This window comes from Pseudomonas sp. NUPR-001, from assembly GCF_052147955.1.
Lineage (GTDB): Bacteria > Pseudomonadota > Gammaproteobacteria > Pseudomonadales > Pseudomonadaceae > Aquipseudomonas.
Window position 1 is genome coordinate 2,784,864 of the sequence record NZ_CP197353.1, and the last position, 12,847, is coordinate 2,797,710.

Annotated in this window: 9 protein-coding genes; 4 read left to right on the forward strand and 5 right to left on the reverse strand. The window is 61.5% G+C overall.

Features of this window, described 5'->3' with window-relative positions; all coding sequences use genetic code 11:
- The first annotated feature begins 16 nt into the window (after window positions 1–16).
- Window positions 17–1,690, forward strand: a complete 1,674-nt coding sequence (locus ACP6KB_RS12605) for an AMP-binding protein (protein ID WP_442114050.1) — start codon at window positions 17–19, stop codon at window positions 1,688–1,690.
- On the opposite strand, the gene ACP6KB_RS12610 is transcribed toward ACP6KB_RS12605, so the two are convergent.
- The 5 genes from ACP6KB_RS12610 to ACP6KB_RS12630 form a co-directional block, all read right to left on the reverse strand.
- Window positions 1,662–1,970 carry a hypothetical protein gene (locus ACP6KB_RS12610; protein WP_442114051.1) on the reverse strand — a complete coding sequence of 103 codons (309 nt, stop codon included), beginning with the start codon at window positions 1,968–1,970 and terminating at the stop codon, window positions 1,662–1,664. The genes ACP6KB_RS12605 and ACP6KB_RS12610 overlap by 29 nt on opposite strands.
- 53 nt (window positions 1,971–2,023) lie before the next feature.
- The gene (locus ACP6KB_RS12615) at window positions 2,024–3,772 is read right to left on the reverse strand and encodes a ShlB/FhaC/HecB family hemolysin secretion/activation protein (protein WP_442114052.1); all 1,749 of its coding nucleotides are present in this window, start codon (window positions 3,770–3,772) and stop codon (window positions 2,024–2,026) included.
- A 2-nt stretch (window positions 3,773–3,774) separates the two neighbouring features.
- Window positions 3,775–7,833: an MBG domain-containing protein gene (locus ACP6KB_RS12620; RefSeq protein ID WP_442114053.1), complete on the reverse strand. Its 4,059-nt coding sequence runs from the start codon at window positions 7,831–7,833 to the stop codon at window positions 3,775–3,777.
- A gap of 101 nt (window positions 7,834–7,934) precedes the next feature.
- A complete protein-coding gene (locus ACP6KB_RS12625; protein ID WP_442114054.1) occupies window positions 7,935–9,623 on the reverse strand; it encodes a response regulator in 1,689 nt (562 codons plus the stop codon).
- Window positions 9,624–9,705: 82 nt separating this feature from the next.
- Window positions 9,706–9,867 (reverse strand): hypothetical protein, encoded by a 162-nt coding sequence (locus ACP6KB_RS12630; RefSeq protein ID WP_442114055.1) that lies wholly within the window; start codon window positions 9,865–9,867, stop codon window positions 9,706–9,708.
- A 281-nt stretch (window positions 9,868–10,148) separates the two neighbouring features.
- On the opposite strand from ACP6KB_RS12630, the gene ACP6KB_RS12635 reads away from it, so the two are divergent.
- From ACP6KB_RS12635 to ACP6KB_RS12645, 3 genes are all read left to right on the forward strand, one after another.
- Window positions 10,149–10,694: a hypothetical protein gene (locus tag ACP6KB_RS12635; RefSeq protein ID WP_442114056.1), complete on the forward strand. Its 546-nt coding sequence runs from the start codon at window positions 10,149–10,151 to the stop codon at window positions 10,692–10,694.
- 416 nt (window positions 10,695–11,110) lie between these two features.
- Window positions 11,111–12,430: a flavin-containing monooxygenase gene (locus ACP6KB_RS12640; RefSeq protein WP_442114057.1), complete on the forward strand. Its 1,320-nt coding sequence runs from the start codon at window positions 11,111–11,113 to the stop codon at window positions 12,428–12,430.
- The gene (locus ACP6KB_RS12645) at window positions 12,430–12,840 is read left to right on the forward strand and encodes a RidA family protein (protein WP_007924833.1); all 411 of its coding nucleotides are present in this window, start codon (window positions 12,430–12,432) and stop codon (window positions 12,838–12,840) included. The genes ACP6KB_RS12640 and ACP6KB_RS12645 overlap by 1 nt, the downstream gene beginning before the upstream one ends.
- Window positions 12,841–12,847 lie beyond the last annotated feature (7 nt).

Genomic DNA, 12,847 nt, shown 5'->3' on the forward strand with positions numbered 1-12,847 from the left:
ACAATAAGAGAACAGCATGAATGCGTTGAGCCATACCCAAGGGCAACAGGAACCGGCGTTGCTCACGCTGTGCATCGGCGAGGCCTTCGACCTCACCGTGTCACGCTTTGCCCAGCGTGAGGCGCTGGTGGTCCGTCATCAAGGGCTGCGCTACAGCTGGCAGGCATTGGGCGCAGAAGTCGAGCGCCTGGCCCGCGCCTTGCTGGCCCTGGGGCTGCAGCGCGGTGATCGCCTGGGGATCTGGGCACCCAACTGTGCACAGTGGTGCATCACTCAGTTTGCCAGTGCAAAAATTGGCGTCATCCTCGTCAATATCAACCCGGCTTACCGCAGTAACGAGTTGGCCTATGCCCTCAGCCAGTCGGGTTGCCGTTGGATCATCTGCGCCGATGCTTTCAAAACGTCGGACTATCACGCCATGCTGCTGGATCTGGTGCCGGAGCTGGCGACCAGCACGCCGGGCGAGCTGGCCTGCGCGCAGCTGCCTGAGCTACGTGGGGTGATCAGCCTGGCCAGTACGCCACCCAAAGGCCTGCTGGCCTGGCAGGCGCTGCTGGCACGGGCGCAGGAGGTCAGCCTGGATACCTTGGCGACGCGGCAGGCCAGCCTGCACTGCGATGAGCCGATCAATATCCAGTACACCTCGGGGACCACCGGTTTCCCCAAAGGCGCGACCCTCAGCCACTACAACATTCTCAACAACGGGTACCTGGTCGGCGAAAGCCTCGGCCTCACCGAGCACGACCGCCTTGTCGTACCGGTGCCGCTGTATCACTGCTTCGGCATGGTCATGGCCAACCTCGGCTGCATGACCCACGGCGCCACCCTGATTTACCCCGGCGATGCCTTCGATCCGCTGACCACCCTGCAGGCGGTGGCCGAAGAGCGGGCCACGGCGCTGTATGGGGTGCCGACCATGTTCATTGCCGAACTGGATCATCCGCTGCGCCACACCTTCGACCTGTCCAGCCTGCGCACCGGGATCATGGCGGGCGCCAACTGCCCGATCGAAGTCATGCGCCGGGTGATCGATGAAATGCACATGAGTGAAGTGCAGATCGCCTATGGCATGACCGAGACCAGCCCGGTGTCGTTGCAGACTGGCCCTGACGACGACCTAGAACTGCGGGTGACCACAGTTGGTCGTACCCAGCCGCACCTGCACAGCAAGATCATCGACAGTGCCGGTAACAGTGTGCCGCGTGGCGAAGTCGGTGAACTGTGCACCCGTGGCTACAGCGTCATGCTCGGCTACTGGAACAATCCGCAGGCCACTGCCGACAGTATCGATGCAGAGGGCTGGATGCACACCGGCGACCTGGCGAGCATGGATAAGCAGGGTTATGTGCGCATCGTCGGGCGCAGCAAGGACATGATCATCCGCGGCGGCGAGAACATCTACCCGCGTGAGCTGGAGGAGTTTTTCGCCACCCACCCAGCGGTCGCTGATGTGCAGGTGATCGGGGTGCCGTGCAGCCGCTACGGTGAAGAAATCGTCGCCTGGATCAGGCTGCACCCGGGAGCAGTCGCCGATGAGGCGCAACTGCGCGAGTGGGCCAAGGCACGCATCGCGCATTTCAAGGTGCCGCGCTATTTTCGTTTCGTGGAACAGTTCCCGATGACTGTAACCGGGAAAGTGCAGAAGTTTCGCATGCGCGAGATCAGCGTTGAGGAGTTGCAGCTACCGTAGGAGCGGGCTTGCCCCGCGATAGCGATTTGTCAGTCACAGCGCAATCGCGGGGCAAGCCCGCTCCTACAGAGGCCAGCAGCTCGCCACGGGTGATCGCCGTGGCGACCCGCTCCAGGGCTTCGGCGTCCTCATTGATCAGTTCCGCCAGGTTCATGGCGCGGAACCTGAGCTTGGCGGTCGGCGCCAGTTTGCTCAGTTCCAGCAGCAACTCTGCCGTCGCCTCGGCATTGAACGCTGCGGTACGGACGGTGTGCAGCACGTAGCGGGTAGTGAGTTTCATCAGTGCATCTCCCCTGCGTGCGCAAGGTACGCCTTGCGCACGGTCAATCAGGCTCAGAACAGCTTCAGGAAGTTCAGGTACAGGCGCGGTGCCTTGCCGTTGTCGTCGTCCAGCTCCTCGGCCGAGACTTTGTGGGTCAGGGGGAAGGCCAGTTCCGGCGATATGTAGGTGTCCTTGAACACCTGGAAGTGCACACCCACACCAGCCGATGACAGGCTTTCAGTACCCGTCCAGCTGGGGTCTTCGCTCCAGACTTTGCCGAAGTCCCAGTAGGTGTAGTACTGGGTCGGCACCGTCCAGTTGCCGACGGTATGCTGGCGGTTGTACTGCAGCTCGGCCTTGGTAGCGAAGCCGCGGTCACCGGTGATTTCCGAAGGGTCGTAGCCACGGCCGAACTCGCTGCCGCCCACCCCGAACTGCTCGGGGCTGAGCAATGCCTGACCGAACGAGGTTTGTGCGGTCAGCGCCAGGTACAGGTTCAGGCCCTCCATCAGTTGCGAGAGGTCCTGCATACGCTGGGCATCGACCTGCAGCTTGGTGAAGTCAGTGCGACCGCCCTCACGCGAAGGGTTGGCGCGGCCTTCATCGCTGGCGCCAAGGATATCCAGGCCCTTGCTGACTTCGGCCTTGAGCAGGTTCTTGCCGCCATAGCGGTCGGCAAAGTCGTAGCTGGCACCCAGGCGCAGTGCGCGGATACGGTCATCGCTTGACGGTGGGTTGTCGGGATCGTCCAGGTATTCGGATTTGCCGTTGAAGTAGGTCAATGCCAATGAGGTCTTGAACGTTTCGTCGCGCTGGCGAATCCACGGCCGGGTAATACGCACGGCCAGGGTGTCGCCCGAGCTGTTGGCGTTGAGGAACGAGAAGGTGTCGGCGTGCCCTTCGTTATGCTGGGCAAGCACACTGAGCACGTCGCCTTTGGCACCGACGGGCAGCTCGTACTGGCCTTCGAAGAACGACATCTTGTTGCCTTCGATCGACTTACCGGCACGGATGCCCAGATGGTCGCCGTTGCCACTGAGGTCATTGATACCGAAACCGCCGTAGGCCTGCCAAGGGCCGAAGTAGCGGCTGTCACGGTTGTCGAAGCCGATGAAGCCTTCATATTTGCGCTGCTCGTTCTGCACCGTCAGGTCGGTGCCGCTGGCCACCGGTGAGGCGGAAAGCACGGCGCGGCTGTCGTTGCCGGAAACGTCGTTCATCAGCAGCAGGTTGCGTTCCAGCGTGGCACTTTTGGGCGGAACCTCCTGGCGAATGTTATCGGCATAGCGCTCCAGGGCTTTATTGGTCGGCCCTTTGAACTGTACGTCGTTGACCTTGCCCTCGAACACTTGAATGACCAGACGGCCGTCCTCCAGGCGCTGTTGTGGTACGTAGGCGCGAGCCAGCAGAAAGCCTGCCTTGCGGTAGCGCTGGGTGATCTGGGCGGCCACCGCGTTGACTTCGGCCAGGCTCACCTGGCGACCTTGCAGGCCGCGCACGAGGCTGTTGAAGGTACCGCTGGGGTAGCTGTCGGCACCGCGCACCACCACCTGGTTGACCTTGAAGCGTCGGCTATCGCCAGGTGCCGCTTGCATCTCGGCCGGTTGTTGCTCGGGCTCAGGCGTCACCACCGCGTCAGGTAATTGCAGGGTGCCAGGCATCTGCAGGGTAGGGGTGCGGCTGCCATCGGGGTTGGGCAGTTCAATCCGGCCCGGGTCGAGTTGACCGCGTGGCCCGGCATCGGCTGGACCTGCCAGCACCAGCAGGGCGGAACAAACGGCCAGGGTTACCGCCTTGAAGCGGCCAGGAAAGCATTTCATGATTATTTCTCTCCCTTGGCAGGGGTGGTGAGTTCGTGCGGTATGACGCTGCGGTTCCAGTCAGGAACGATGAACCTGCCGTCTTTGAGCAGGCCGTTGGCGTAGGTCAGCACGTCGCTGAGTTCAGGGGTGGTACTGACCTTGTCGCCGTAGGCGCGCGGTTTGCAGATCAGTTGCACGGCGTAGGTGCGGATTACCGCAGGCGATACCGAGTAGTTGGCAGAGACTGCCGAGGGCGACTCCAGCGCCGTGCAACGCACGTTGCCCGGGGCCTGGGCGGCCATGGGCACCGGACCTTGCGGCAAGGCCGGAGCCACAGGCTTGACAGGGTCGGCAGGGTCCACAGGCGCGGGCGGGGCAGGCGGCACGGGTGGCGCAGGCGGGTCGATCACTGGACCGGTAATGGTCAGCGTGCCGTCCTTGAACACCACGTTGTAGTTGGCGCCGGCACTGAAGCTTTGCCCCTGACCAATGCCGTAGGCACCCGGGGCCTCGCCGGGGTTGCGCAGCAGGCTGCCTTTGGCAACGTCGGCGCGGTCGCCGTTTTTCATTCCGCTGACCGAGTAGGTCAGGCGTGGGTCGACCTGGCCCTGCAGTTTGCTTTTGTCGTGCGCGGTTACCAGCAAGGGCGCCGGGGTGATCTGCAGGTTGCCGTCGTGGAACACCAGGGTGTAGTTGCTGCTGGTCAGCGCCAGGTTGCCCTGGCCAATGGCGTAACCCTCGGGACGCACGTTTTCGCCAGCCTGGCGCTGCAGGTCGCGACCGTTGAGCACCGCTGCGGCGCTGTCACCGTTCTTCAAGCCGCTGAGCGAATAGCTCAGTGCCGGGTCGGCATTGCCATAGACCTTGCTCTTGTCATGGGCATTGACCTGCAACGTCGCCGGGGTGATGTGCAGCAGGTCTGACTCGTAGCTGATGCGGTAGTTGCCGGAAAGGCTGCCGACACTGCCCTGGCCGATGGTGTAGTCACCCACGTTCGACCCGGGAGCACGGTTGAGCGCACCGCCAACCAGGGTATCGGCCTGTTCGCCGAACTTCTGCCCGCTGACCTGATAGCTCAAGGCCGGGTCGGCGTCGCCATACACCTTGGTTTTTTCGTCCGCTTTGACCTTGAGTTCGGCCGGCTGCACGATCAGCGTGCCGGCCTTGTTGTCCAGGCCATAGCGGCCTTGGGCGCGGGTATCCTGGCTGACCTGATTGGTGATGGCATAGCCATCGGCCTTGACGTCGCTTTGCGCCGTGGCCTGGGTCGTTGGAGTACCGACCGCGGTGCCGCTGCGGTCGAGTTGTTGATTGACATAGTCGTCGACGCCCTTCACCACCTGGGCGTTGCTGTCGTACTCGGTGCGGGCACTGAGCGTAGGGTTGGCGTCACCGTATTCGCGGGTTGCGTCGTTGGCCGTGACGGTCACCTTGGCGGCGGCCGCGTTGCTGATAATCACCCCCGGCTCGTTGGTTTTGTCTACCGTTTCATAGAAGTGCACCCGGGCGCGCTCCAGGGTCTGCTCGCCGCCTTTGAGCGCGGGGCCATTGGAGTCGGCTTTCTGCAGCCAGGGCGTGTCGTTGATCAGGTTGGCGATCAGTGCCTGCACGCTGTCGTACTTGCCGCCGAGGTTTAGCACCAGTTGCTGGCTACTGCCATCCTGGGCGTTGTGCTGGATCTCTTTCTGGTCTTGGGCACCCGGAATATAGGCGTAGGGCTCCACACCCCAGCCTGGCTCATGCAGGGTGGAAACCACTTGCAGGCCACCGTTGGCACCAAAGGCAAACCCGACCGGGGCGCTGCTGACCACTGGCGATCCACCCGGATCGGTGCGGGTCACTTTCACCAGGCTGCCATTGTTGACATCGGGCGCGATGTTCCAGGCAACTCCGGCGCTGTCGGTAAAGCTCAGGCCGTTAACCAGATAGTCCGAGCTGTCGAGGTAGTTGAGCAGTACTGCCGGATCGAGTTCGCGGTACCCCCCCTTGCCGTCAGGCGTGACGAAACCGGTGGCTTCGAACACCAGATAGTCGAATGAGGCGCCATTCTCGGCCTTGAGGTTGACCGTCTGGGTGCCCGGTCCATAGGACACGTTGGGGTTGGCCACCACATCCTGAAAGCCGCGGTATTCCAGTTGCTGTGCGGTTACCCCGGACAGCTGTTCGGCGGAATACGGCGAAGCCACAGTGCCAGTGGTGGTGATGCCGCTGGCGTTGGTCTGGTTGAAGCGGAACACGCCGTTGCTGGCTTTGCCTGCCAGCACACCGGCGTAGTTGAGGTTGCTTTCCATGCGCACACTGGCACCTTCCATGGCCACTTGCTGGCCCATCAGTGCGGTGCCGGATTGCTGGATGATCGATGCGACGTTGGAGGTTTTCAGCCAGGCGATACCCTGGCCGACGTCGATGATGGCGCGCTGGGCGTAGTCGGCACCGGTGTTGTTCAGGCGGATGTCGCCGGTGGCGGCGATAAACAGGTTGCCGTCTTTAAGCAAGATCGGGGCGTTGATGTACACCGAACCACTGTCACTGGACAGGTCGCTACCGCTGTAGCCCACGCCTTGTTTGGGGTTGCCGGCGGAGATCAGTGCCAGGGTGTGTTTGCCAGTGCCGTCCTGACCGATGTTGGTGGCAATGATCGCGGTGTTGACATTGATGCGCTGGCTCGCCGACACCTCGACGTCACCACTGGCCAGGCCATTGACGATAGCCTGCGCCGATACGTTCCACAGGTCGGCGGTGTTGGGGCCCTGGGTAATACCGCCGCTTACGCCGGTGCCCGGGTCGGCGCTGGCATCGGCGACGATGTTGACGGTTTCAGGGTCCAACAGCCATTTACCGGCCACTTTGCCGGAGGTATCGACCTTGGCCTCGTTGCTCACCTGCAACTGCTTGCCGGAAGTTTCGATCAGGCCGCCGCGTTCTGCGCCCTTGACGCTGGCGCTGCCGGCGAAGCGGGTCTGGCCATCGGACCAGACCACCACCTGGCCGCCGTCGCGTTTGCCCTCGGCCTTGAGCTGGGCACCTTGGGCCACCGTGGTACGTTTGGCAGCAGGCTCACTGCCTTTACCCTGCAAGCTGCCGCCCACCAGGACTTTACCGCCGTTGCCCTGGCTGCCGGAGGCGTCCAGCCTGGCCGTGCTGGCCAGGTTGACTTCATCACCGAGGGCCTTGATGGAGCCGCCGCTGCTGCCCTTGGCGCTGAGGCTGCCGCTGACGTTGGTCTGCGCTGCACTGCCCAGGACAATGGTGCCGCCTTGCTCGCTGACGCCATCGGCAATCACATTGCCGCCGACGTTGATCACCGAGTCCAGATGCCGGGCCGCGCGCTCGGCGCTCATGGCTACCACGCCGTTACCGACCTCGATTTGCCCGCTGTTGTGCACGCCGCCTTTGACATCGGCGTTGACACTGTCGCGCTCGCCCGGCTCACCGCCGACCGCGATGCTCAGCAGGCCATCACCGTGGAAGTCCAGGGTCGCCTGCGGGCCGGTAGCCAACTGCACGGTGCCTTTGCGCGCCTGGATCACACCGTGGTTTTCAACTTGCGCGCCGAGCAGGGCAACCATGCCGTTGTCGTGCACGGTGATATGCCCTTCGTTGCGCACCAGGCCTTTGAGCTGGATATCCAGTTTGCCGCTGGCGGCGAACTCCTTGGCCTGTTTGTCGGTGACAAAACCGGCGCTGGCCACCAGGGCACTGGCGGACACATGGGCGTTAGGGCCGAGCCAGATACCATTGGGGTTAACCAGGATCAGTTGGCCATTGGAAGTGATGGTGCCGTAGATCTTCGAGGGGTCGCCGCCGATCACCCGGTTCAAGGTGACCGAGCGGCCGTCGGGTTGTTTGAAGGTGATGCGGTTGTCGGGGCCGACATTGAAGCGTTGCCAGTCGATGGCGGTACGCGGACCGGAAGTCTGGACTTCCATGTTCGCACCGCTCTGGCTGATGCTGGCGCCACCGCTGACCACCTGGCCGCCTTGCGGAAGGCCGCTGGCGCTGGCGGTGGTGGCCAGGGCAATGGCGATGCACAGACAGCTCAAGCGCAGTCCATGACCACCCGGTGCACGATGTTTCATTGCAGTTCTCCCAGAGGATTAATCTGGGAGCAATCATTCGCCTGTGCCCCTGGGCGAGATAAGCGTGCAATCCTGAAAGCGCTTGTAGTGCGTTCCTGAACCTACAGCGGGTGGTTACTGGCCACGGGCATGCGCAGTTGCAGGGTGATTTCCAGCGTTTGCTGCGGGGTGATGACCAGTGCGAGCTCGGCCCCCAGCAGCCGCGCGAGCTGCTGCGCCAGTTGCCAGCGGATGCTCGGTGCTTCGCCGTCGCGCTGGGCGCTCAAGGGGCCGACAATGCGCAGGTGCCAGGGCGTCTGCTGGATACCCTGCGGCGGTGACTCGGCATACAGGTCCAGGCTGGAAACGCCCAGGCTTTTCGCGTGCAGCAGCAAACTGCGCAGCAACTGCACGTAGCGCTCGGCGTCTATCCAGCCCCAGCAAGCGGGGAGCGCACAGTGCAGTTGGGTGGCGGGCAACGAACCCTCAGGCGCCTGCTCCAGCAGGGTCTGAGTCAAGCCGCGCAGGTCACTGACGAATGAGTTCGGCGAGGCGAGCCCTTGCTCCAGTTGCACCAGCTCGGCCAACAGCTCGACACCTTCCTGCAAGCGGTAGAGCAGTGTTTTGCCTGCGTCGTCGAGTGAGTGCCGCTCAGGGCTGTCGAGCATCTCCTTCAGTCGGGACAGGTTATACGCCGCATTTGTGCAGTATTCGATCAGGTATTGGCCGCGGCGATTACGCAGGGTTTGGGCATGCGTCATCTGCTCTTGCAGGCGCTCCAGGGCTTTGTGCTGTTCGCCGATATCCACCGACGTGCACAGCATGCCGACAAAGCTGTTATCGGCAGCGATGACCGGCAAGCCGCTGTGTTTGATCACTCGTCGTTCGCCTTTGACCCTGATGGACAGCACCAGCATGTATGGGATGCGTTTTTCCACGGCCGCGCTGTAGGTTTTGTAGGCGTAATCATAATGCTCCAGCTCCACCAGCCCCGCATCCACCGTGCGGCTCCCGAGCAATTGCGAGACGCTTGAGTCGAAGTAATGTGCGAATGCCTGGTTTGCCGCCACGATTCGAGCATTGGCGTCGCGCAGGCACACCGGATAGGGGATTTGATCAAACAACGTGTTGAACTGTTGATCGGTAGAGCTTGCAGGCGTTTCTGGTGCGTTGACCTGTGCCCCGGCGGCTGTCACCAGGCCATGTTGCGCCGCCAGGCGCAGCAGCTCGACCAGCGAATGGGTATTGGTTTTCTCCAGCAACCTGGCCTTGTAGGTGCTGACCGTGCGGTCGCTGATGGCCAGCTCGCCGGCAATATCCTTGACCCGCATGCCATCGGCCAAATAGTGCAACACGGTGATTTCGCGGGCGGTAAAGCGTTCGTTGAACCCTTCGGCATCATCACTGGTGGTGCTTTCTGCCCTCATGGCGCTGGCGTTGAAGTAAGTCTTGCCGGACAAGGCCTTGGCCACGGCATCGGCAAGCAGGTTCAGCGCATCGTATTTGCTCACAAACCCCACCGCGCCAGCCGCCAGGCACAAATGCTCGTAGACGTCTGCCGGAAAGGCGGTAAACACCAGAATGCGGGTGTTGCGTTGGTGCGCGATCAGGCGACGGATCACATCGAGGCCGCCCAGGCGTGGGATGTCCAGATCGAGCACGATCAGGTCTGGCTGCAGGCGGCGCACCATCTCCAGGCCTTCAACACCGTTGGTGGCGGCGCCGACGATGACATGGCCGGCCCGTTCGAGTTCGGCGCGTATGCCTGCCTGGCTGCTGGGTTGCTGGTCAATGATTGCAACGGCACTCATTGGCGGATCCTTGCTGAAGGGAGACAGACAGCAAGGATAGTACGCACATTGCCAAGACCACCGTCTTGGCAGGGGTGAAGCGTTAGTGGCGCCGCTCGTACTTCTGTGTCACCCACACCAGGCTTTTCTCTTCCTCTTCTTCCAGAGCTTTGGCGAGCGCCTGTCCGGGATTGCGGGGGTGGGTCTTGACCGTGCCATGGCGGTGTTTGAACACGGCCTGCCAGGCAACGCGGAAGCTGTTCATGGTCGATTGTCTCCAAACGGTTGCGGGCTATCGTTGCATTACGACAGTGGGGCAACAATCAGGGAATCATGAAAGCCCTGTAGTGCAAGCACTACAACCCCGGTCTGGCTGCCGGTAGGAGCGGGCTTGCCCCGCGAGACGATATACCTGGCACCCTAATAACAAGGCAACTTGAGTTGATCGTTAGTAGTTCATTGTTATAAAAATAATTCAAAAATAATATTGGATGCGTTTACATATTGCCTGTATAAATTTCGCTGATTAGCGTGAGGGACTTAGTTATGAGTATCCAGCGCGAAACATGGCGAAGCCGTATTCGTAAGTTTGGCATGCAGCACTATTTTTGGGTGCTGTTTATTATGTTCATGGTGTCACCTGTTTCTTACTCGGGTGACTGTATCCCGATGTGCGAAGGTGGCAAACAAAACTGCCTGGCAGGCTGCGTAGGCGACCCGAACAAGGCCGCCGCCTGCAAAAATGTCTGCAACAGCGTCTACGATTGCCCCACCCATTGCGCCAACCAGAAAGTGCCAGGCGGCGGGCAAACCCAGTCTGCACCGAAAAGCCCTGTCACTGAGTGCAGTAGCAATTGCAGTCAGCAGTATTCGCAGTGTTTCACGACCTGTCAGGGGAACAAGGCGTGTTACGACTCTTGCGGTCAAATATTCAAGAGCTGTGGTAATTCCTGTATAGGCTTGCAGGGCAATAAACCTTCAGGTTCGGGGGGGAGTGCGCAGTCTCAGGGGCAATCGACTACGCAGGAAGTGCTTAATAAAGTTGATGATTTGAATAATGCGATTCAAGGGTTGTTTGGGAACGGTAAATAGTAACTCATCATGGGTTGTTGGGTGGGAAGGAGGGTGGTTTTGGCTTTTTGGGCTGGGGGTTTATCCAATTGGTGAGGTGGCTCCACTGGCCCCTTCCGCCCTTACGGCGGCCTACTTTGCCCAAGAGCAAAGTAGGCCGCCGTAAGGGCGGAAGGGGCCAGTGGAGCCACCCCACCAAACGGATAAGCTCCCAGCTCCAGAAGCCAAAAACAGCAAGCCACAAGTCAGTACTTCCCAAATCTGTGCCACTGCACCTGCCTGTAAACGCCCGCCAAAGCCCCACTCCTCAAGCCTCACAGTTTTTTGCTTGCCAACAACCACAAAAATCATAATTTCGCTGTTTCCAGCCTTTGCACAGAATGCGCCCAACACCCACCCACGGTGATCCCCGTGGGAAAACTCAGTAGGGCGCAGCGATGACCAACAATAAAACCGTAATAGACACGCTTGTAGTGGGTGCCGGGCAAGCCGGTGTGGCCATGAGCGAACACTTGAGCCGACTCGGCGTGCCGCACCTGGTTCTGGAACGCAACCGTATCGCCGAAGCCTGGCGCACCGGTCGCTGGGATTCGCTGGTTGCCAACGGCCCGGCCTGGCACGACCGCTTCCCTGGCCTTGAGTTCGAGGGCCTGGACCCGGATGCCTTTGCTGGCAAAGACCAGGTAGCCGACTACTTCGAAGCCTATGCAGAAAAATTCAATGCACCGATACGCACCGGCGTCGAAGTTACCCAGGTACAACGCAACGTCGGGCGCCCGGGTTTCACCGTTGAAACCTCCGAGGGCGTGATCGAGGCCAGCAATGTGGTGGTCGCCACCGGCCCGTTCCAGCGTCCGCTGATCCCTGCCATTGCCCCGGCAGACGGCGCCATTACCCAGATGCACTCGGCGCACTACCGTAACCCTGAGCAACTGGCTGAAGGCGCGGTGCTGGTGGTGGGCGCCGGTTCATCCGGTGTGCAGATCGCTGATGAACTGCAGCGCGCCGGCAAGCAGGTGTACCTCTCGGTTGGCGCCCACGACCGTCCGCCGCGTGCCTATCGCAATCGCGACTTCTGCTGGTGGCTGGGCGTGCTCGGCCTGTGGGATGCCGAGGGCGTGCAACCGGGCAAAGAGCACGTGACCATCGCCGTCAGCGGTGCACGTGGTGGCCATACCGTGGACTTCCGCCGCCTGGCACAACAGGGTGTGACCCTGGTGGGCCTGACCAAGGCATTCAACAACGGTGTGGTGAGCTTTCAAGCAGACCTGGCCGAGAACATCGCCCGCGGTGATGAAAACTACCTGGCCTTGCTCGATGCCGCCGACGCCTATATCGCCGCCAACGGCCTGGACCTGCCAGCAGAGCCGGAAGCGCGGATCATGCTCCCAGACCCTGACTGCATCAGCCAGCCGATCCTCGAACTGGACCTGGCCAAGGCCGGTATCACTACGGTGATCTGGGCCACCGGCTACTCGGTCGACTACGACTGGCTCAAGGTCAATGCCTTCAAGGCCGATGGCAAGCCACAGCACCAGCGTGGGGTGTCCAGCGAAGCGGGCGTCTACTTTGTCGGCCTGCCATGGCTGGCCCGGCGTGGTTCGGCGTTTATCTGGGGCGTGTGGCACGACGCCCGGCATATCGCCGAGCACATCATCAAGCAGCGCGCTTATTTCGACTACCGCGATGCCTCGCAACGTCAGGCCGAACGGCCCGAAACCCACCTTCAATCCGCCAGCCTCATGGGAGCCCGCTGATGCCTACTCATACCCGCATTCGCATGTTCAACACCAAAGACACCTACCCGAACCAGTCCCTGGACAACGACCTGTGCCAGGCGGTACGTGCCGGCAATACCGTTTACGTGCGCGGCCAGGTCGGTACCGATTTCAACGGCCAACTGGTGGGCCTGGGTGATCCACGGGCGCAAGCCGAACAAGCCATGCGCAACGTCAAGCAACTGCTTGAGGAGGCCGGCAGTGACTTGAGCCACATCGTCAAGACCACCACCTACCTGATTGACCCACGCTACCGCGAGCCGGTGTACCAGGAGGTTGGCAAGTGGCTCAAGGGGGTGTTCCCGATCTCCACTGGCCTTGTTGTCAGTGCCCTGGGCCAGCCGCAGTGGCTGATGGAAATCGACGTGATTGCGGTCATCCCTGAATAAGGAGCGT

Coding starts and splice junctions, on each gene's coding strand:
- ACP6KB_RS12610 (WP_442114051.1), bottom strand. CDS start 1,970: ATGAAACTCACTACCCGCTACGTGCTGCACACCGTCCGTACCGCAGCG.
- ACP6KB_RS12625 (WP_442114054.1), bottom strand. CDS start 9,623: ATGAGTGCCGTTGCAATCATTGACCAGCAACCCAGCAGCCAGGCAGGC.
- ACP6KB_RS12615 (WP_442114052.1), bottom strand. CDS start 3,772: ATGAAATGCTTTCCTGGCCGCTTCAAGGCGGTAACCCTGGCCGTTTGT.
- ACP6KB_RS12630 (WP_442114055.1), bottom strand. CDS start 9,867: ATGAACAGCTTCCGCGTTGCCTGGCAGGCCGTGTTCAAACACCGCCAT.
- ACP6KB_RS12635 (WP_442114056.1), top strand. CDS start 10,149: ATGAGTATCCAGCGCGAAACATGGCGAAGCCGTATTCGTAAGTTTGGC.
- ACP6KB_RS12605 (WP_442114050.1), top strand. CDS start 17: ATGAATGCGTTGAGCCATACCCAAGGGCAACAGGAACCGGCGTTGCTC.
- ACP6KB_RS12640 (WP_442114057.1), top strand. CDS start 11,111: ATGACCAACAATAAAACCGTAATAGACACGCTTGTAGTGGGTGCCGGG.
- ACP6KB_RS12645 (WP_007924833.1), top strand. CDS start 12,430: ATGCCTACTCATACCCGCATTCGCATGTTCAACACCAAAGACACCTAC.
- ACP6KB_RS12620 (WP_442114053.1), bottom strand. CDS start 7,833: ATGAAACATCGTGCACCGGGTGGTCATGGACTGCGCTTGAGCTGTCTG.